The sequence below is a fragment of the Shigella sp. SIG3 genome, assembly GCF_053555855.1.
The window spans coordinates 1-20,725 of sequence record NZ_JBQZXE010000067.1 but is presented as its reverse complement, the minus strand read 5'-3'; the positions used below and the strand labels follow the sequence as shown (position 1 = coordinate 20,725).

Here is a 20,725-nt window from a genome sequence, read left to right as displayed (position 1 = left end):
CCGTTATGTGCCATTTTTTTAGTGCAGAAACGGAGTTTTCGGAAAAAGAAAAGGCGGCATTGCTGCCGCCTTAATTTTAACTCGCCTGGGAAGGCGCTTCGTCTCTTCCTGGAAGCGTTTCAGGGAGTTGCGGCGCAAATCCTCGCAGGCCGACGACGTGAACATGTTCGGTATTCTGGAAGACTTTACGTACCAGTTTATAGGTGGTGCCTTTTTCCGGACTGATATTTTCCGGCGCTGCGATGATGAGCTGCATTTGCAAACGTTCACACAATTCAAACAGCGTGGCGATAGAACGAGCATCCAGTCGCGCTGCTTCATCGAGGAACAGCAGGCGGCAAGGAGAGATATCTTTACCGCGCAGGCGGCGAGATTCATCTTCCCAGCTTTGTACCACCATCACCAGAATCGACATACCGGTACCAATCGCCTCACCGGTCGACAATGCACCAGACTCTGCGCGCAACCAACCATCGGAACCACGGTTAACCTCAACTTCCATTTCCAGATAGTTGCGGTAATCCAGCAGTTCTTCGCCAATGGTCTGCGGCGTGCGCTGCCCCATATCAATCTGCGGATTAAGACGCTGATACAATTTCGCCAACGCTTCCGAGAAGGTCAGACGGTTGCTGTTAAACAGATCCTGATGCTGCTCGTGCTGTTCAGAGAGCACATCCAGCAGCATGGCGTGCGTTTCACGCACGTTCACGTTGAGACGCACGCTGTTCACCTGACCAAACGATACGTTCTGCAACCCCTGGTTGAGCATACGGATACGGTTCTGCTCGCGCTGAATGGTTTTGCGAATGATGTTCGCCACGCTGCGGGAACTGATCGCCAGTTTCTGTTCACGGGAGGTTAATTCTTCGGTCAGACGGCTAAGTTCAATCTCCATCTGTTCGATAGCTTCCACCGGATCATCGGTACGAATAATATCCTGACGAATACGTTCACGCAGATGCTGATAAACCGCCACGAAGAACTGAATTTTACGCTCCGGACGTTTCGGATCTTCCGACATGCGCAGCACGTCGCGCAGATGTTCGTTATCCGCCACCGCCAGACGCAGCGCACCTAACGCCTTATCCGACATGGAACGCAAATCATCAGCGGAGAGATAAGCCAGCTCACGACGGTGTAAGCGGCGCTCAACGCCGTTATCTTTCACCATGCGCATCACCGCACACCAGCCCGCTTTGGCGGTCACTACCTGCTCGCGCATCTCAAAGTAATCCCGCTCCAGCTTGCGCAGTTTGCGGGTCAGGTTGTCCATCTCCGCTTCGCAGAAGGTAAGCGCTTTTTCCAGTTGATTGCGGCGTGAACGGTTATTGCTCAGTTGCGCATGCAGCTCGTCACGGCGAATACGCGCCCGCTCTTCTGCCCCGCTATCAGCACGCACGCCGATATCCTGCAATTCACGTTGCAGATCGTTGAGTAGCTCTTTTTTGGTGTCGTAAGAACTTTTCAGCGAAGCCAGCACCTGGTTGTACTGACTCAACTGCGCTGCGTGACCGCGCAACGCTTCGCGAGCGCGGGTACGCTCCGCTTCCGACTGTTCCAGACGTTCACGCAGTTTTTCGTTGAGATCGCTGTTACCGCTAAGCATTTCTGCCGAGTCAGAATAGCTAAAGTGCGCACGACGCTGCACCACTTCCGTCAGGGCAAACGCTTGCTGACGGGCATCGCGCTGCATCTGCTGAGAGTACGCGTAATCTTCTTTTAACTGTTCGAACTGTTCCGGGTCGCTCTGCAATACCGAAACGATCGGTTCCAGTTTCGCCAGTTGATTGCCAAACTGCTGAACAAAACGCGCGGCTTCCTGGGCTTCATCCAGACGTTCGCGGATTTCATCGACGCGATCCGCCAGGCTGTCATCAGCCAACAGGTTGAGACGCGGCAGAATGCGGTTCAGCGCCGTAACGCCTTCTTTCGCCTGCTCAAACTGAATACGCTGCTGCTGGTTATCATTTTCATGATTACTCAACGCCCGCTCCAGTTCGACTCGACGGCTGTTCAGTTGACGGATTTCTGCTTCCGGGTCAGACTCAAACGCCACCGCCAGATGACTGCCGATAAAGCGGCTGAACGCCTGATGCAGACGCTGGGTTTTCTGTACATCAAAGGAGAGCGTGGCGAAGCGTTCGGAAAGCACTTCACGCTCGGCATGGAGGCTTTCAATACGGCTTTCACGCGCAGCACGACCAAACAGCGGCACTTCCGGGAAACGTGAATAACGCCACTGTCGATCGGCGATTTTCACCACCACCGCTTTTTCCAGCTCATCAACGCTGAACACGCTATCATCGAATGACTGCGGATCCCCTTCGATCAAATAGAGATCTTCCGGGCAATCGGTCAAGCCTTCCAGGTGTTCGGTTACCTGTGACAGATCTGGCACCACGATGGCGTGGCGTGACGGGCCATACAGAGCCGAGAAGTACGGCGCATCTTCCAGGCTAACGTCGTCATAAATTTCTGACAGCAGCACACCACCAAAACGCTCCGCCAGCGCGTTCAGACGCTGATCTTCAGAGCCGCCAGGCTGGCTTAAACGTTCGATCTCTTCATCGACGGCGTTTTTGCGCGCGCCTACTTCATCGCGTTCAACAATCGCCTCGCGCTCACGCTCCAGCAACTGTTGCAGATATTCAGTGACGTCCTGGCTGGAGGAGAACTCTTCGCCGCACTGTTCACTCAACTGGTTGAGACTGTTTTGCGCTGCCAGCCAAACCGGTGCACGCAGCATCAAACTCTGAATGCGAGACTGCAGCTGTTCCTGTTCCTGCCGCAGTGCCATCCGCTCTTCACGGGCGTTAGATACGCTATCGGAAAGAGAGGCAATGCGTGCTTCCAGCTCCTGATGCAGAGCTTCCAGTTCATCAATATCAAAATTCTTGCCCTGACGTTTGCAGAAATCTGCCAGCAGACGCTCAGCTTCTTGCTGCTCACGCAGACGCTGTTCCAGTTCGCTTAAGCGCATCCGCAACGGCTGAACCTGCTCTGCCAGGTGACGCTGATCAACCCCTTCGCGCAATAGTTCGCGAGCGACATCCCACGCCTCGTTACGCGCCAGCGGGCCGTTGATTGCCACCACCAGCTGATAAGCCTGCTCAAACTGGCTGTGCGCGGTTTGCGCCATGCTCATTTTCTGCTCAAGAGAGAGCATTTTTTCAGTCGCTTCCAGCTCTTTCGCCTGGAAGGTTTCCAGCCATTCGGCGGCGCTGTCGGCGGTTAAGTCCGGCAGATGGCACAGTTCTTTGGCACGATTAAGCGCAGCAATCGCCTGGTTATACTGGATCGCGCGCGTTTGCTGGACGTCCAGCGCCTGCTGGTAGTCAGCAAGCTGGCTTTTCAGCTCGTCCACTTCCAGTTCGGCAGCTTCCGCGCGAGCCTCATTCTCTTCCTGGCGTTCGATGGCTTCTGCCACCACTTCATTTTGCTCTTCCAGACGGATCTGCAGCTCATCGAGATCCACTTCGTAGCGTTCGATCTTCTCCTGCTGACGCAATGCGGTTTGCACCAGGTTCAGGTGATCGCTGGCCGCCTGATAATCCGCTTCCAGATCGCCTTCGGCACCGTTGTGCTCTGCCAGCTCACGCGCCATATCGACGTGTTTGTACTGCTCAGCCGCCAGTTGCTGACGCGAAGTATGTAGCTCGCGACGAAACTCCAGGGCTTTGTCGAGATGGACACGGCGCTCGTTGGCGTGACGCATGTAGTCCGCCGCCACGTAGTTGGTAGCTTCGCTGATCAGATGCTTAAACAGGTCACGGTCCGACTGGGTGACACGAATCGCTTCCAGCGTCATGCGGTTTTCACGCAGCGCCGCTTCCATGTCCTGGAACGCTTTACGCACGCCGCTGTTTTCCGGCAACAGGTAGTCGCGCAGAGAACGGGTAATGGCACTGGAGATCCCGCCATACAGCGAAGCTTCGATCAGACGATAGAATTTGCTACGGTCAGATGCGGAGCGCAGACGACGCGCGATGATGCCCAGATCGAACATCAGCGAGTGGTAATCGGTAATGGAGTTGAACTGTTTAAACTGCACGCCTTCCATCGCCTCGAGCTTGTCTTTCAGCTCGTTAAGCGGCAGCACGCGCGCCTGGCGTTCGTTCAGGGTTTCGGTCACCAGCTGTGTCGGCTGCACCGACATCGGCAGTCCCTGAATGGCAAATGGTTTGATATCCACTTTACGATCGCGTCCGGCAACCTGTTGCAGACGCACACCGACCACCACGCGCTGGTGGCGCGAGTTAATGGTGTCGAGCATCGAATAACAGACACCCGCTTTCAGCTTACCGTGCAGACCTTTATCGCGCGAACCGCTGGTGGCCCCGGCTTCCGTAGTGTTACGGAAATGCAGCAGGGTCAGGTCGGGGATCAGCGCCGTAACGAACGCCGCCATCGTGGTGGATTTACCCGCCCCGTTACCGCCGGAAAGCGTCGTGACCAGCTCGTCAAGGTCAAAAGTTCGGGCAAAAAAGCCGTTCCAGTTAATCAGCGTCAGTGAGCGAAATTTACCGCGTTCAATCATTATTCTTCCTCTCCGCTATCTGGCTGACTCTCTTCGGTTTCATCGTTGAGTTGCAGATGATTTTCAATCGGCATTGCTTCGCCATCACGAATCAGGCGACGCTGTGCTTCACGGGGATCGTCGCCAGCACGCACATCGGCTCCGAAGCGGAACACCGATTCGGTAATGCGGAACTTGCTGCTGTCGTGGCCCATAAACCACACCATGCCTAAACGACGCAGACGGTTGAGCGAAGAACGTACTTTCTCCTGCAACTTCTGACGGTCAACGTCTGAACCGGTTGAACGGTTGTTCACCAGTTTCAGCAGTTTCGCTTCATCGGCCAGGGTGAGCAGTTCGTCGTACAGTTCCTGCTGGGTGAAAATCCCCTCATTCGCCAGCCGTTCCGGGCTGAGATAGAGATAACAGAGGATTTTCCCGACCATCATATCCAGTTCCGACAAGACGGAACGCGGGATAAGAGTGGTGGAACGTGGGCGTAAATAGAAGAACCCTTCCGGTGCGCGAATAAGCTCAACGTTATAACGCGCGTAAAACTCTTCCAGATATTCCTGAAAATCCATCAGGAATGCATGATTATCCAGTTCGTCGAGGCCAATATGGCGGCCTGAACGTAAGGCGCTGTCCAGCGCCGGAAATAACGGATTCGCCAGCGCCTGCGCCAGCTTAACCGGCATCACTTGTTCAATATTTGTCGATGACATGCGCCTGTACCTTGGCTCCGTAATCATTAATCGGCTGCCATTTCGCTGGCAGTCCGGTGAAATCTGCTTGCGCTACGCCAAGACGTACCGCCTGATCAATAACAATACGCGCAACGTCAAAGTGACGTGCACGCGGATACTGTGACAGATATTCGCGTACCACCAGACCAAGATCCAGCGGCACTTGTCTGGTTTTGTACACGGCAAGTTGTTCTTCGATGATCGCCGCCAGCTGTTCGCGGATCTCGTTAAACTCTTCGTATTCCAGATCCTCAGGAAGTTCCCCAGTCACTTCTTCATCGCGCAGTGCCATCTCTTCGTCACGCATATCCAGCAGACGATCGGCATTGGCATAAGTTAGCGCCCACGGCTCATCAAAATAGGTTTGTACCGACTGACGTAACCGCTGAGCAAAGACGCGGTTTTTATCCATATCGATCGCGGTACGAATAAATTTGTGTACGTGGCGGTCGTAGCCAATCCACAAGTCGATGGATTGCTGGCCCCAACTGATAATACGATCGAGTTTGCTCTGCAGATCGAACACCAGACGATCGACGAAATGCAGATCGTCATGGGTCATCGTCGCATCCTGAATGCGCAACAGATTAGCCTGCAATTTGTCGCCTGCCGCTTCCAGCGTATCCTGCAATTCACGCAGCGTTCCGGAAGTTTCCGAAAGCAACAATTCACAGCTGGAAATCGCCGCCCGCCAGTCTTTGTTCAGCAACTGGGCGATATCGTCCTTCACCTGCTGCTGCTGTTCGTCCATCAGACGTTGCGTCAGGTCGATACTGTCGAAAATTTCTGCTACCGAATATTTCAGTGGCGCATAGACATTACGGTGCCAGTGAAATTCATCACCGCCCTCTTCGGCGGCATCTGCTGCGCGTTTGAGCTCACCCGCCACAATCGACAACTGCATAGAAAGACGCAGCGTAGAAAACTCGCGCTGACGGATGTAGTAGTCAGTAATGCCGATGCCGAGCGGCGTCAGACGGTAAATTGCGTTCCCTTCCGCCTGCTCGCTGGTAAAGCGGTTCAGCAGACGTTGACGCACCATGTCGTTGATCGCGTTATTGGCGCGCACGCCGATGGTTTCGCTGGTTTGCTCAAACGCATCACTCACATGGCGGAATGCATCCACCAGCTCGCCTTCACTCATCTCACCATCCAGACGCTCGCCGTTCAGCGTGGCAACCGCCAGCAGAAAAGAGAGTCGGTCTACCGGCAGCGAGATGGAGAAGTCATTTTTTCTGGCCCAGGCAACCAGTTCGGGGACTGTCTGGGAAAATTCACTCATACTTTATCCTTGCTCTGCGGTTTGCGCGCGGTGACATGAATATAACGCCCTAGGGTAATATACGGTTCCTGACGGCAATAACGCGTTTCTAATTCAAGTAATGCTTCATAGCAGTCGCGCTGCTGGTGCTTCTCGCGCAGATAATCATGAAACACGCGAACGCCTGTCTTACCCATAATTTGCCAACCAGCTTCTTCCAGCCACAGATAAACCTGCGCCGGGTCGCGTGGATAATCTGGCGAAAGCGTCCGTTTTTTCTTTTTCGGCATTCCCGCCTGCACGTAATCAAAATTCCCGGCGACCATGTTATGCATCAACAAACCATGCGCATTGTAGAACATTAACGACAACACTCTGCCTGGACGCAACACTGACCACAGGGTCTGCAATACACTGCGGGGATCGGCCACCCACTCGAGCACCGCATGGAACAATATCAGATCAACGGGCGTTTCCAAATGCGAAGCAACATCCTGAGCGGCGCAATGTATAAATTGCATGTTGTCGCTCACACCTTTTGCTTCTGCCGCCTGTTTTGCGCGGTCGATCATCTGCGCAGAAAGATCGCATAAAATAACCTGATGCCCGCGCTCGGCCATTTTGATTGCGGTCTGCCCTTCTCCGCCGCCAGCATCCAGCACACGCAGTTTTTGCGGGCCCATTTCCGCCAGCACGCGATCGAGATCCTGCCACAGAATAGCCTGTCGAAGCTGCCCTTTGGTGGTGCCGTAAATGTTACGGGAAAACTTTTCCGCAATATCATCAAAATTGCGATCCTGCATTGCTTTCTCCACCGGTTGGCTAAGACGTTTTCTGATAAAGACGCTATTTTGTCACAGCCACGGCGAGAATGAACCCGTCTGGTGTAATATCGCTGGCGATCCCTTGCTATATGGTTAAAAAAGGAACCAGAAAGGATGCTTTTTACACTGAAAAAAGTGATTGGCAATATGTTGCTGCCACTTCCGCTGATGTTGTTAATTATTGGCGCTGGCCTGGCGCTGCTGTGGTTTAGCCGTTTTCAAAAAACCGGGAAGATTTTTATTAGCATTGGGTGGCTGGCACTCTTGTTATTGAGTTTGCAACCGGTAGCCGACCGCCTGCTGCGTCCCATCGAAAGCACCTATCCGACATGGAATAATTCGCAAAAAGTGGACTATATCGTGGTGCTCGGAGGTGGTTATACCTGGAACCCGCAGTGGGCACCGAGCTCTAATTTAATCAATAACAGTCTGCCACGCCTGAATGAGGGTATCCGTTTATGGCGCGAAAATCCGGGTTCAAAACTGATCTTCACGGGAGGCGTAGCAAAAACCAATACGGTGAGTACAGCGGAAGTAGGTACCAGAGTTGCGCAATCGCTGGGCGTACCGCGCGAGCAAATTATCACCCTGGATTTGCCAAAAGATACCGAAGAAGAAGCTGCGGCAGTGAAACAGGCGATTGGTGACGCCCCTTTCCTGCTGGTGACCTCCGCATCACATCTGCCGCGGGCGATGATCTTTTTTCAGCAGGAAGGGTTAAATCCGCTACCAGCCCCGGCGAATCAGTTGGCCATCGACTCGCCGCTTAATCCGTGGGAACGGGCAATCCCTTCTCCGGTCTGGCTGATGCATAGCGATCGTGTTGGCTATGAAACGCTTGGCCGCATCTGGCAGTGGCTGAAAGGTCCGTCAGGCGAGCCACGGCAAGAGTGATTTTGATGCCAGATCGAAGTTGCGCCGACTAAATCGTCCGGTATTAACCAGTTGCGCAACTTCATCCCATAACACATACAACCAACGCCGCCAGATGAACGACTCCGCCACTGGCGCGCGTTGCAGGTAACTCCAGAGCAAATCTTCCGCCAGAGAATTATCCATTAGTCGGAACAGTTCGTATTCTCGCGGTGCCCAAAGCATTAGTCCCGGCCCGACCATCGCCAGTAACTGATCGCTGCGCGAATCTTTCAGCATGCTGCGTAAACAGAAGTTACCGTGAATCAACACACAATTGTCGTTAAAGCCTTCAAATAATGCCGGGAGACATTCGCGAGTGCGAAACAGGATCCGCTTATCCTGCATCGTCAGACCGGTGTTATTGAACTGATTGAGCGTGGTCCATAGCACTTCAACATGTTGCCGGTACCATGAGGGCCAGAAATTTTCCTGAGTATTGTCGACCGCGCCGACGCAACCGCGACTGTCCTGACGGTGCCAGGCCAGTAAGGCTTCAACGATTTGGTCTTTGAGCTGTTCCCAGCGTTCTGGTGTTCGGGCTGGTGCCTCCACCGAAACACCACGCATCCGCTCCAGTAGCAGGACATCAGGGCCGGGGTGTTCTTCATGCGTCATCACACCATAAATAGTCGGCATACGGACAGTCCCACTTCTTGCCAGCATGGTGGTTTTCCATGCCAGTTGTCGGGCTTTTCCGGGCGTACTAAAGCTTCTTGCCATTAACGGCATTGGGTTTCCCTGGCTGTCATACAAAGCCCACAACGCCGTATCCGCTTTTTCATTGACGCACTCAATACGACTGAGTTTTTCGCCCAGTAAATGGCTTAATTCGGCACGCAGCTGTTCCATTCAGATTACCCTCATAAAAGCTACTGCTTTCATAATGAGCGCCAATATAAAAGATGTCACCTGAATGAGATCAATTGTTGAAAAGAAAAATTGAGGAAAATCGTAACGGTACGACACTCCTCCCAAAATTGGCTGAAGTGTCGTGAAGTGAAATTAGCGCATTTCAGCGCGAACGCGCTCAAGATCTTCAGGGGTATCCACACCTGTGCCAGGAACTTCCTGAGCAACAGCAACATGGATTTTTTCGCCGTACCACAGAACACGAAGCTGCTCTAACATTTCGATGTGTTCTAACGGACTTGCCTGCCAGTTGACGTAACGACGGATAAAGCCTGCACGGTAGCCATAAATACCAAGATGACGCAGGAAGTTATCGCCAACGGTTTCAAGGCCTTCTGCAAAACGATCACGATCCCAAGGAATGGTGGCACGTGAGAAGTACAGTGCATACCCTTCAGCGTCGAGAACCACTTTCACCGCATTCGGGTTAAACGCTTCTTCCGCATTGTGGATTGGCACCGCCAGAGTCGCCATACCCACCTGACGCTGAGCGAGGTTATCAGCAACCTGACGAATGATTGTCGCAGGGATCATCGGTTCATCACCCTGCACATTAACGATCACCGTGTCGTCGCTGAATGCGCATTTTTCGACAACTTCCACCAGACGTTCTGTTCCTGACTGATGATCGGCGCGCGTCATACATACTTCACCGCCAGCGGCTTCAACGGCGCGGGCAACATCCTCATGATCGGTTGCCACGATGATGCGCTCGGCACCTGATTCACGCGCGCGTTCAAGAACATGAACAATCATGGGTTTGCCGTTAATATCAACCAATGGTTTACCGGGCAGACGCGTGGACGCGTAGCGCGCGGGAATAATGACCACAAAACTCATGATTTACTCTCATCAGCAGTCAGCACGCGGGCTTCCGTTTCCAGCAACACTGGAATGCCATCGCGGAGCGGGAAAGCCAGGTTATCCAGTTTGCAAATAAGCTCTTGTTTTTCCTGGTTATACCAAAGTTTTCCGTTGCAAACCGGGCAGGCAATGATTTCAAGCAAACGATGATCCATAGTTCCTCCAGATGGATCGGGTTATGAATGCATAAATCTTATCATAATCATTTATGCGACGGGGTCTATTTCCCAGCCAGTGCGGCAATCAGTAAAGAGACCTTGCGGGCAGCGTCCTAATGTCACCCGCGTTGCCTGCTGCCAGCTCGCGAAATCAGTAATCGCCTGACGTAACCCTTTTTGCAGCATTGTCGTTGGTTTAATGCCTTCCTGTAACCACAGAGAGATAACTTCAAGGATGCCTGTCTGGCGATGCATTTTGGCATCCATTCGCCCAACTAATTGCCCACGATGTAATAATGGCAGAACAAAATAGCCATACTGGCGTTTCGGCGCTGGGGTATAGCACTCCAGCCGGTAGCTAAAATCAAAAAGCTGCTCTGCGCGTTTGCGATCCCAGACAACAGGATCAAAAGGCGAAAGTACCGCGCTGTGCGTTGCAGTGAGCTTTCCGGCCAGCGCACGCTCGAGTAGCGGCAGCAAATCAGCATGCAGCCAAAGATTGCCCAATTTTTCAACATGCACAGCAATGATTTGCTGCTGTTCAGCCCTCGCTTCGCGCCACGCCGCCAGTGCCGGACGTTTCAGCCGATAGTAATCTGCCAGCCACTGTTCGCGGAATATTCCCAGGCTACGCGCACTGTTATCCAGCATGATGATTTCTGCTTCTGTTTGCGAAACGAGATCGCGCTCATCATCCCAGTCAGGCATGACTCGGTGGGTTAAATCATAAACGCGCTGGAAGTTGCGCCGTTCAATCACCATCACCTTTCCGGCAGTAAATAAACCTTCCAGATGCCGTTTATGCGGCTTCCATTCCCACCAGCCGCTTGCACCTTTACGAGGATGCTCAAAATCGGCTGAACGTACCGGCCCTTTATCATGAATATGCTGAATTAACTGTGCAATTTCCGCCTCATGTTCCTGCATCCAGGCGTCTTTGTATTTCCAGCCCATTTTTTCAGGTGCCAGCATGCGGTGGCGAATAAGACGAAAGTCGCTACGCGGCATAAAGCAGGCTTCATGCGCCCAGTATTCCATTAATTCGCCACGCGCCAGAGACTCATCCAGCCACTGGGCAGGATAATTTCCCAGACGACTGAAAAGCACCAGATATGGACTACGGGCAACAATATTGATGGTATCGATTTGCAGCAAGGACATGCGGGAGATCGTTGCCGGAATATCCTCCAACGACGCTCGACGGCGGGGTTTGTTTAACAGGCCTTGTGCGGCAAGGTGAAGATTACGCGCATCAGCAAGGGAGAGGTGCGGCAGCGACATTCATGACTCCATCAATCGAACGCTGCCGCGGCGTAACTAGTTGCCAGAAGCCAGCGAGGTTAGTTGCGTAAGCAGTTTCGCTGGTTCATCACCTGAAAGCTGTGCGTCTACAGGCAAATACCACCAATTTTCTTCTGCAAAGGCCCGGCATTTCACCGCATCTTTTTCAGTCATTACCAGCGTTTGCCCGGCGCTTACCAACGCACTGACATCCGCATGGTTCAAAGACTGATGATCGGCCAGCGGTACACATTTTTCCGGTTGTACGCCACACATCTTCAGCGTGGCAAAAAAGCGCGGCGGATGCCCAATCCCCGCCATCGCCACTACATGTTCAAGCTGAGCAACGTCACACCGCGTACCGGTACGTAAATTCACCGCCTGACCCGGCAGCAGATGCATGGGGATTTCACCGCTGCGAGGGACACCGCCGTTGACGATTACCGCATCAACCGACTTTAAGCGCCCCGCTCGCTCACGCATTGGCCCCGCCGGCAACCACCAGCCATTGCCAAAGCGACGCACACCATCAATAACGACAATTTCCACATCACGCGCCAGACGGTAATGCTGTAAACCGTCGTCGGTTACGATGATCTGCACATCAGGGTGTTGCGCCAGAATGGCTTTTACCGCATCAGAACGAACGGGAGAAACCGCAACAGGCGCATCAGTGCGTTGATAAATCAACACAGGTTCATCACCCGCCTGTGCTGTGGTGGTATCTGCCGACAATAACAGCGGATAAGATTCAGCCTTACCACCATATCCCCGCGATACGACCCCCACGCGAATACCGCGCTGTTGCAACTGTTCCACCAGCCAGACAACGACCGGGGTTTTTCCGTTGCCGCCTGCGGTGAGATTACCAACCACGACAACCGGTACGGGGGCACGCCAGGCGCGCTTCAGTTTTAGTTTATAGCAAAGACGGATCGCGCCACTCACCAGACCATACAACCAGGAGAGTGGCAGCAATAGCCGCCACAAAGGGGATTCACCAGACCAGATTTTTTCGATCATTGGCCAAACTGCATTTTGTGAAGTTGCGCGTAAACGCCGCGGTGCTCAAGCAAATCGTTATGCGTACCGCGTTCCACAATGACACCATCCTCGACGACCACGATTTCGTCTGCCTTTTCAATGGTAGACAAGCGGTGGGCAATCACCAGAGAGGTACGGTTTTTCTGCAACTCATCCAGTGCCGCCTGAATCGCACGTTCGGATTCGGTATCCAGAGCCGAGGTAGCTTCATCCAGAATCAGAATCGGGCTATCACGCAGCAAGGCTCGAGCGATAGCAATACGCTGACGCTGACCGCCAGAGAGCAGCACGCCGTTTTCACCAATCACTGTATCGAGACCGTTATCCATCTTATTGATGAAGTCCATGGCGTAGGCCATACGCGCCGCTTCTTCAATTTGCTCACGGCTGTACTGTTCAGTCCGTGCGTAAGCAATGTTGTTAGCAACCGTATCGTTAAACAGATGGACATTCTGCGACACCAGAGCAACCTGGTTACGTAACGACGCCAGGGTATACTCGCGCAGATCGTGACCATCCATCAGGATTTCACCTTCATCAATATCGTAAAAACGCGTGATCAGGCTGGCAATGGTTGATTTACCTGAACCAGAGCGTCCAACCAGAGCAACCGTCTTCCCTGCCGGAATTTTCAGGTTGATGTTACGCAATGCGGGTACGTCACGTCCCGGATAAGTAAAGGTGACATTGCGGAATTCCACGTCGCCAGTCGCACGCTCGATCACGCGCTTACCTTCGTCTTTCTCCTGCTCACTGTCCAGAATGGTAAACAGCGTCTGACAAGCCGCCATACCGCGCTGGAACTGGGCGTTAACGTTGGTCAGCGATTTCAGCGGACGCATCAGTGCAATCATTGAAGAGAAAACAACGGTAATCGTACCGGCAGTCAGGTTATCCATAACACTTGGGAAGCTCGCCGCATACAGAACAAACGCCAGCGCCAAAGAGGCGATCAGCTGAATGATCGGATCAGAGATGGAAGAGGCTGAAACCATTTTCATCCCCTGAAGACGCATTCGGTTACTGACTTTATCGAAGCGTTTCGTTTCCACTTCCTGACCACCGAAAATCAATACTTCTTTGTGGCCCTTCAGCATTTGTTCTGCACTGGTGGTCACTTGCCCCATGGTGTTCTGCATGTTTTTACTGATGTTGCGAAAACGCTTCGATACTACGCGAATCGCAATCGAAACAATCGGTGCCAGCACAATCAAAATGATCGACAGTTGCCAACTGTAATAGAACATCATGATGAACAGGCCGATGATCGACGCACCTTCACGCACAACAGTAATCAGTGCGCCGGAAGAAGAAGAAGCAACCTGTTCGGAATCGTAGGTGATACGTGACAACAGCGTACCCGTTGACTGTTTGTCAAAGAATGAAACTGGCATTCCCATCATGTGACCAAACAGGCGGCGACGCATGGTCATTACCACCTTTCCTGATACCCAGGAGATACAGTAGCTGGAGACATAGCTGGTGATACCACGTAAAATCATCAGTCCGATCACCACCAGCGGCATCCACACCAGCACGGAGCGATCTGTTTTACCAAAGCCATCATCAAGAAGTGGCTTAAGGAGCGATAACATGAAGGTATCGCTGGCTGCGTTGAGGATTAACGCTACGCCCGCCACGATCAGACCCGCTTTGAAAGGCGCAATGGTTGGCCACAGTCGGCGGAATGTCTGCCACGTAGAGAGATCTTTGTCGTTATGCATTCAAAAAACCAGCATTTGTTGAAATAGCCGCATATTCTACCCGTTATCCACTGGCACGCCAAACCACTGATAATACCAACGAGGTAAAATTTGCTCTCTGAGGCTGCTAATCCGCCAGCCTTGTGCTGAAAAATTGACCGTCACTTGACCCTGATGTGGAGTATCAAGCCATTGATATCCTTTCTGTTGATAGCGATGCTTAACTTTGTTAGAGGGCAATCGCCATGCGTTATAGCGCGATGCCGATGCGAGTGCCACTTTTCCATTCACTCGCTGAATTAATGGCAACGATGATGAGGTATTACTGCCATGGTGAGGTACCTGAAGCAATGTTGCCTGCACTTGCTGCCAGTAACGGCTTAGCATCTTTTGTTCAGCTGGGGCTTCAATATCACCGGTTAGAAGAATGCTATTCGTCCCGTCATCAACCTTAACCACACAGGAATGGTTATTTCCCTTATCGTTGCTACCTTGTAAAGGCCAGTGCGCGCTGAAACGCAATCCTTGCCACTGCCACGCTTCGCCACGCACACAGGGCTGATGATGTTCCCAGTTTAACGGACTTCTGATCCATAACATCGGCTATATATGCAATATTGAATCCAGCCCTCCCCGGTGATCCAGATGTTCATGGCTCAGAATAACGCCTTCCGGTTCAAGATTATGCCAGTGGAGCCAGGGGATAATCAGTTGTTGCCCACTATCCCCTTCAGGCCAGGCCAGTCCTGTGTCATAGAGAATCGCTTTGCCGTTTCTGGCTATCACCATTGCCAGCCCTTGCCCGACATCAAGCATGTACAGCTGCCACTCGTCAGGTCGAGGTTTTTGCCACAGCGGCCAGCACATCAGCAAGCCTCCAGCCACACACATTACTGGCAACGTTCGCCAGGCGTTTAATCGCCATACCACCAGTAAGAACCATGGGGAAAATGATAGCCATTGCCAACATTCAACAATGTTGATCCACCCTTCCGGCAAACTCTTTAACCCCTGTTCCAGGATTAACGGCCCGCTAAAATGCACAACCATCGCGGCGAGGATCAACGGAACCGTGATAAATGTCACCAAGGGAATTGCAAATAGATTTGCAATAAACGAGGTCAGACTAATGCCATGAAATATGACGATTTGCATGGGCATAAGCAGGAGTGTGATTCCCAGTTGCAGATGGATGAGGGAAACAACTGCACGCAATACCGGCGGCAGTTGCCACTCAGGACAGGGAAACCACTGATACCAAAAAATCAGTGCCGCGACCGCAGCGGCAGAGAGCCATAAACTTTGCGAGAGAATGGCAACAGGATCCATCAGCAAAATTGCCGCCAGACAACATATCCATACATCCCAGCCACTCCACTGTCGCCCACTTAACTTAAGCATTCCCCACGTAGCAAGCGCCACCACGGTACGCAATGCAGGAGGTTGCATTCCCGTCAACCAGGCATAAAAAGCAGCACAGCAGATTCCGCCAATTAATGGTATTTGCCAGTGGATCCAGCGCCCAGGCAGAAAAATTTGTCCACTGCGAATGAGTCCGGCAGCCAGCAACGCCGCAAAAGCGATGTGCAATCCCGATATCGCCATTAAATGCGCCGTTCCAGTATCGCGCATGATATTTTTGATTTCTTTGGGGACGGATAACCGTTCCCCCATACCTAAACCAAGAATAACCGCATTCCACGGATAGGGTTGCAGCGTTGTTTGTAGTGACGCCAGATACTGTGCACGCAGGCTACAATTCGGTTCAATGACACTTGCCTGCAGAAAACGGCCGGTGAGCGGCTGATGCTGGGCAATGGCATAACGCTGGCTATCAAAGCCGCCATCATTAAGTTGGCCATGAACTGCACGAACTTTGAGTTTCATTGACCATTGTTGTCCAGCACAAACCGCTTGCGGAAGTTATTCGCCATACAGCACAAGGCCTGGCGCAGGGAATATACGTCGACCTTGTAGATAAGTAATTTGACCGTAATGAGTGGTCATGCCGTCAGTTGCAGTGATCTCAACAATTGCATCCTGCGTCGCGCCAGTTAAGGTTTCTCCTGCCCACAAAATTTGCTTTGCTGATAATATGCCCCAAACGAAAAACAGCAACGTCAGCGCGATATAACGGACGGTTTTAACAGGGATAAATGCCAGTACGCAGGCGAAGAGAGTCAGAAACGCAAGGGTTAATGTCCTAGGCAATTGGGGCAAAATCAGCAACGGAAAAATTCCGCAAATTATGCATACGCCGACTGTCGTTATTTTCATGCCCCCCTCCCTGTTTATGGAAAGTGTGCAACTTTGTTGAGCGGTTGTCTGGTGGGAATTTTGCGTTCCCCGAGGCACATTCAGAAGAATTTAACGAAAGGGTGAAAACTGCTCAAAACTCTGCGAGGCAGCTTCCAGTTCCTGATTAGAGAATTGAAAAAAGCACCCGACAGGTGCTTTTCTCGCGTTCAAGTTTGAGTAAAAACTTAACCGTAAATATTGGCGCGATCGCGCAGTTCTTTACCAGGTTTAAAGTGAGGAACGTATTTTCCTTCCAGTTCTACTTTATCGCCAGTCTTCGGATTACGTCCGGTACGTGGTGCGCGGTAGTGCAAAGAGAAACTGCCGAAACCGCGGATTTCAATACGCTCGCCCTGCGCAAGAGTCGAGGCCATATGCTCCAGCATCTCTTTTACTGCATCTTCAACCGTCTTGGCGGGAATGTGCGATTGCTGGGTGGCAAGTCTTTCTATCAATTCTGACTTGGTCATGATTCCTCCGGTTCCTTAAAGGCAAATTAAGCGGCTGCTGTTGCTGCATTGATTAAGGGCGGCCGTAGCCGCCCTTAGTGCTTGATTACAGGACGAAACCTGCAATCTGTCAAGTAAACTCAACAAACTTCGGAATAAAAATCCCGAAGAGTCAGAGAATTACTCGCCTTTAGCTGCTTTGAAAGCTTCAGCCATTGCGTTGTTGGAGAAGTTTGCATCTTCCTGTTTGTTAACAGTTGCGATTGCATCTTTCTCGTCAGCTTCGTCTTTCGCACGAACAGACAGGCTGATTGCGCGGTTTTTACGATCAACGCCGGTGAATTTAGCTTCAACTTCGTCGCCAACGCTCAGAACCAGGGTAGCGTCTTCAACGCGGTCACGGGATGCTTCAGAAGCACGCAGGTAACCTTCAACGCCGTCAGCCAGTTCTACGGTTGCGCCTTTAGCGTCAACTGCAGTTACTTTACCGGTTACGATAGCGCCTTTCTTGTTCAGAGCAACCCAGTTGTTGAACGGATCTTCTGCGAGCTGTTTAACGCCCAGGGAGATACGTTCACGTTCTGCGTCAACCTGCAGAACAACTGCAGCGATTTCGTCGCCTTTTTTGTATTCACGAACTGCTTCTTCGCCTGCAACGTTCCAGGAGATGTCAGACAGGTGAACCAGGCCGTCGATGCCGCCGTCCAGGCCGATGAAGATACCGAAGTCAGTGATAGACTTGATTTTACCTTCAACACGGTCGCCCTTGTTGTGGGTTTCCGCGAACTGCTGCCACGGGTTAGCTTTGCACTGTTTCAGCCCTAGGGAGATACGACGACGTTCTTCGTCGATATCCAGAACCATAACTTCCACTACATCGCCAACGTTAACAACTTTGGACGGGTGGATGTTTTTGTTGGTCCAATCCATTTCGGAAACGTGTACCAGACCTTCAACGCCTTCTTCGATTTCAACGAAGCAGCCGTAGTCAGTCAGGTTGGTCACGCGACCAGTCAGTTTGGTACCTTCCGGATAACGTTTAGCGATAGCTACCCACGGATCTTCGCCCAGCTGTTTCAAGCCCAGGGATACACGGGTACGTTCGCGGTCGAACTTCAGCACTTTAACAGTGATTTCGTCGCCCACGTTGACGATTTCGCTCGGATGCTTAACGCGTTTCCAGGCCATGTCAGTGATGTGCAGCAGGCCGTCAACGCCGCCCAGATCAACGAATGCACCGTAGTCAGTGAGGTTCTTAACGATACCTTTAACTTCCATGCCTTCCTGCAGGTTTTCCAGCAGCTGATCGCGCTCTGCGCTGTTTTCGGATTCGATAACGGCACGACGAGAAACAACAACGTTGTTGCGCTTCTGATCCAGCTTGATTACTTTAAATTCAAGCTCTTTGCCTTCCAGGTGCAGAGTGTCACGCACCGGACGAACGTCTACCAGAGAACCAGGCAGGAACGCACGAATACCGTTCAGCTCAACAGTGAAGCCGCCCTTAACTTTGCCGTTGATAACACCGGTAACAGTTTCAGCATCTTCGTAAGCTTTTTCCAGCGTGATCCAGGCTTCGTGACGTTTAGCTTTCTCACGGGACAGCAGAGTTTCACCGAAGCCGTCTTCTACTGCGTCCAGAGCAACGTCAACTTCGTCACCTACCTGGATTTCCAGCTCGCCCTGGGCGTTTTTGAACTGCTCAGCCGGGATGGCGGACTCAGATTTCAGACCAGCGTCAACCAGTACTACGTCTTTGTCGATAGCAACAACAACGCCACGAACGATAGAACCCGGGCGGGTTTCGATTTCTTTTAAGGACTCTTCAAAGAGTTGAGCAAAAGATTCAGTCATGTTTAATCTTCAGGTTTATATTTAACGTCCACCTGGCTCCATGCCGGATGGGGTTGTTTAACATACCCGCTGTCATTCCATTGCAACGGGGGTACTGCAAATTCGGTCGCTTATGCGAGAGCCAATTTCTGGCGCGCGTATTGTAGCGCTTTTTCAATCACTTGCTCAATGCTTAAGGTGGTGGAATCCAACACTAAAGCATCGGCTGCCGGAACCAGTGGCGCTACCGCTCGGTTACGATCGCGGTCGTCGCGTTCTTTGATCTCGGCCAAAAGGCGCTCGAAGTTAACACTAAAGCCCTTCTCCTGCAACTGTAGCATGCGGCGATGCGCACGTTCTTCCGAGGAGGCGTCAAGGAAAATTTTCACTGGTGCATCAGGGAATACCACCGTTCCCATGTCGCGGCCATCGGCAATCAGACCTGGTAATTCGCGAAACGCGCGTTGGCGACGCAATAATGCTTCACGAACGCGTGGGAATGCCGCGACTTGTGAAGCCGCATTCGCCACTTCCTGAGTACGAATTTCGCCGCTGACATCTTCCCCTTCGAGGATCACTTCCAGATTGCCATTGGTCGACACAAAACGTACATCCAGATGGGATGCCAGCGGTACCAGCGCATCTTCCGACGCAACATCAACATGGTGATGTAATGCCGCCAATGCCAGTACGCGATAAATTGCACCCGAGTCCAGCAGATGCCATTGCAACGCTTCCGCCATAGCCTTACACAAGGTGCCTTTCCCTGCACCGCTTGGGCCATCAATGGTAATAACCGGGGCAATTGCCGTCATCTTTATCTCCTTAAAACAGGCGTACCGTTAACATAACCGCGCGCATTATACGCGCCGACGCCACAAATCGTTAACGTTGTGTGCAAAAACCAGTTTTGTCTGTATTCAGATGGGGATTTATTGCGCAATTATAGCGGGCTGGCAGAAGACCAGCCCGAAAGATGACAATGATTTACTTACCAGAGGCGATACGATCACGGATGTGTTGCGCACGCTCTGTTGATGGTGGGTGAGAGTCAAACATGGACTGGGTGCGACCGCCATCCAGGCTAGCCAGTTTTTCAAAGCTGCCAACCAGCCCCTGGGTGCTGATGCCACGTTTCTTCAACAGATCAAAAGAGAAATCATCTGCTTCGGACTCTTTATCACGGGAGTATTTAGCATTAATAGCGCCTTCTGCGATATCACCCAATTGTGAGCGGGAAAGCTGGGAAGCCACGCCGCTGGTAGCTGAAATGGCATCGCGTGCGGCAACGATCGCATAAGAAGCTTTCATTTCAGCCAGCGAGTGACCCAACGCGACGTGGCCCAGTTCATGGCCCAGAACACCTTCAATTTCGTTGTCATTCATCATGTCCATCAGGCCACTGTAGACACGAACACAGCCGTTCGCCATCGCCCATGCGTTGACGTCGCTGGTCATATAAACCTTATAGTTGACCGGCGTGCCATTAATATTGTTACCCAATGCTTTGGCGATTTTTGCCAGACGTTTACCGTACTTGCTGGATTTACTTGCGACTTGATTGCCGCTGTCCATTTCGGCACAGCCCTGATTGGCAATCGCTTTTGCATCGGCATCGCTTAATGTTGCTGCTTTATAGGCATTTAAACCGGAGCTGATAGCCATATTGGTATCAATACCGTGGGTATTTTGACACCCTGTCAGTAATGCTGCAGAGGTCGCAATCGCCAGCAGTAATTTAGTATTCTTCATGTGAATCATCCGTTGATTAATCATATATAAATATTATGTATCAACAACTTACATTGACAAGCGACGCTACCATTAATCAAAATGACTCACAAGGTCCGAAAAAAAACGCCGACAATGTGCCGTAATGCCAGTCAGTTAAACAACTGACTGGCTCTTTTTCGGGGCTGTGGGG

General features: G+C 51.9%; 15 protein-coding genes and 1 pseudogene. 1 reads left to right on the top strand and 15 read right to left on the bottom strand.

The genetic code is table 11. From position 1 onward, the window contains the following. Positions 1 to 76 precede the first annotated feature (76 nt). Genes mukB through cmoM form a run of 4 tightly spaced genes read right to left on the bottom strand, consistent with a single transcriptional unit; the run spans position 77 to position 7,326 of the window. Entirely contained in the window at positions 77 to 4,537 is a 4,461-nt protein-coding gene (gene mukB / locus ACUU1I_RS12940; RefSeq protein WP_000572704.1) for a chromosome partition protein MukB, read from the bottom strand. Then, positions 4,537 to 5,241: a chromosome partition protein MukE gene (gene mukE / locus ACUU1I_RS12935; RefSeq protein WP_001295931.1), complete on the bottom strand. Its 705-nt coding sequence runs from the start codon at positions 5,239 to 5,241 to the stop codon at positions 4,537 to 4,539. Before mukE ends, mukB begins: the two co-directional genes overlap by 1 nt. Continuing rightward, positions 5,222 to 6,544 (bottom strand): chromosome partition protein MukF, encoded by a 1,323-nt coding sequence (mukF, locus tag ACUU1I_RS12930; protein WP_001288850.1) that lies wholly within the window; start codon positions 6,542 to 6,544, stop codon positions 5,222 to 5,224. The genes mukE and mukF overlap by 20 nt, the downstream gene beginning before the upstream one ends. Beyond that, the gene (gene cmoM / locus ACUU1I_RS12925) at positions 6,541 to 7,326 is read right to left on the bottom strand and encodes a tRNA uridine 5-oxyacetic acid(34) methyltransferase CmoM (protein ID WP_005067427.1); all 786 of its coding nucleotides are present in this window, start codon (positions 7,324 to 7,326) and stop codon (positions 6,541 to 6,543) included. Before cmoM ends, mukF begins: the two co-directional genes overlap by 4 nt. A gap of 135 nt (positions 7,327 to 7,461) precedes the next feature. Here cmoM and elyC point away from each other — a divergent pair, with 135 nt between their 5' ends. Further along, on the top strand, positions 7,462 to 8,241 hold the full coding sequence (gene elyC, locus ACUU1I_RS12920; RefSeq protein WP_000899604.1) for an envelope biogenesis factor ElyC: 780 nt from the start codon (positions 7,462 to 7,464) through the stop codon (positions 8,239 to 8,241). On the opposite strand, the gene ACUU1I_RS12915 is transcribed toward elyC, so the two are convergent. The 11 genes and pseudogenes from ACUU1I_RS12915 to ycaL all read right to left on the bottom strand — a co-directional run bounded on the left by ACUU1I_RS12915 (position 8,218) and on the right by ycaL (position 20,553). Next, positions 8,218 to 9,111, bottom strand: coding sequence for a YcbJ family phosphotransferase (locus ACUU1I_RS12915; RefSeq protein WP_000436922.1), 894 nt, complete (start codon positions 9,109 to 9,111; stop codon positions 8,218 to 8,220). The two genes, elyC and ACUU1I_RS12915, sit on opposite strands and share 24 nt — an antisense overlap. Positions 9,112 to 9,264: 153 nt before the next feature. After that, positions 9,265 to 10,011, bottom strand: a complete 747-nt coding sequence (gene kdsB / locus ACUU1I_RS12910; RefSeq protein WP_000011619.1) for a 3-deoxy-manno-octulosonate cytidylyltransferase — start codon at positions 10,009 to 10,011, stop codon at positions 9,265 to 9,267. Next, entirely contained in the window at positions 10,008 to 10,190 is a 183-nt protein-coding gene (gene ycaR, locus ACUU1I_RS12905) for a protein YcaR (RefSeq protein WP_000350058.1), read from the bottom strand. Before ycaR ends, kdsB begins: the two co-directional genes overlap by 4 nt. 51 nt (positions 10,191 to 10,241) lie before the next feature. Continuing rightward, a complete protein-coding gene (gene ycaQ / locus ACUU1I_RS12900; RefSeq protein ID WP_000056529.1) occupies positions 10,242 to 11,474 on the bottom strand; it encodes a crosslink repair DNA glycosylase YcaQ in 1,233 nt (410 codons plus the stop codon). Positions 11,475 to 11,510: 36 nt separating this feature from the next. Further along, a complete protein-coding gene (gene lpxK, locus ACUU1I_RS12895; protein ID WP_000570540.1) occupies positions 11,511 to 12,497 on the bottom strand; it encodes a tetraacyldisaccharide 4'-kinase in 987 nt (328 codons plus the stop codon). Continuing rightward, positions 12,494 to 14,242 (bottom strand): lipid A ABC transporter ATP-binding protein/permease MsbA, encoded by a 1,749-nt coding sequence (gene msbA, locus ACUU1I_RS12890; protein WP_000551266.1) that lies wholly within the window; start codon positions 14,240 to 14,242, stop codon positions 12,494 to 12,496. The genes lpxK and msbA overlap by 4 nt, the downstream gene beginning before the upstream one ends. 36 nt (positions 14,243 to 14,278) lie before the next feature. Then, positions 14,279 to 16,498: pseudogene (locus ACUU1I_RS12885) on the bottom strand (ComEC family protein). Positions 16,499 to 16,704: 206 nt separating this feature from the next. Further along, a complete protein-coding gene (ihfB, locus tag ACUU1I_RS12880) occupies positions 16,705 to 16,989 on the bottom strand; it encodes an integration host factor subunit beta (protein ID WP_000167336.1) in 285 nt (94 codons plus the stop codon). A gap of 159 nt (positions 16,990 to 17,148) precedes the next feature. Then, complete coding sequence (rpsA, locus tag ACUU1I_RS12875) at positions 17,149 to 18,822, bottom strand: 30S ribosomal protein S1 (RefSeq protein ID WP_000140327.1); 1,674 nt, start codon at positions 18,820 to 18,822, stop codon at positions 17,149 to 17,151. 110 nt (positions 18,823 to 18,932) lie between these two features. Next, positions 18,933 to 19,616: a (d)CMP kinase gene (cmk, locus tag ACUU1I_RS12870; protein ID WP_000125016.1), complete on the bottom strand. Its 684-nt coding sequence runs from the start codon at positions 19,614 to 19,616 to the stop codon at positions 18,933 to 18,935. A 172-nt stretch (positions 19,617 to 19,788) separates the two neighbouring features. Further along, a complete protein-coding gene (gene ycaL / locus ACUU1I_RS12865) occupies positions 19,789 to 20,553 on the bottom strand; it encodes a metallopeptidase YcaL (RefSeq protein WP_001295345.1) in 765 nt (254 codons plus the stop codon). Between the last annotated feature and the right edge of the window lie 172 nt (positions 20,554 to 20,725).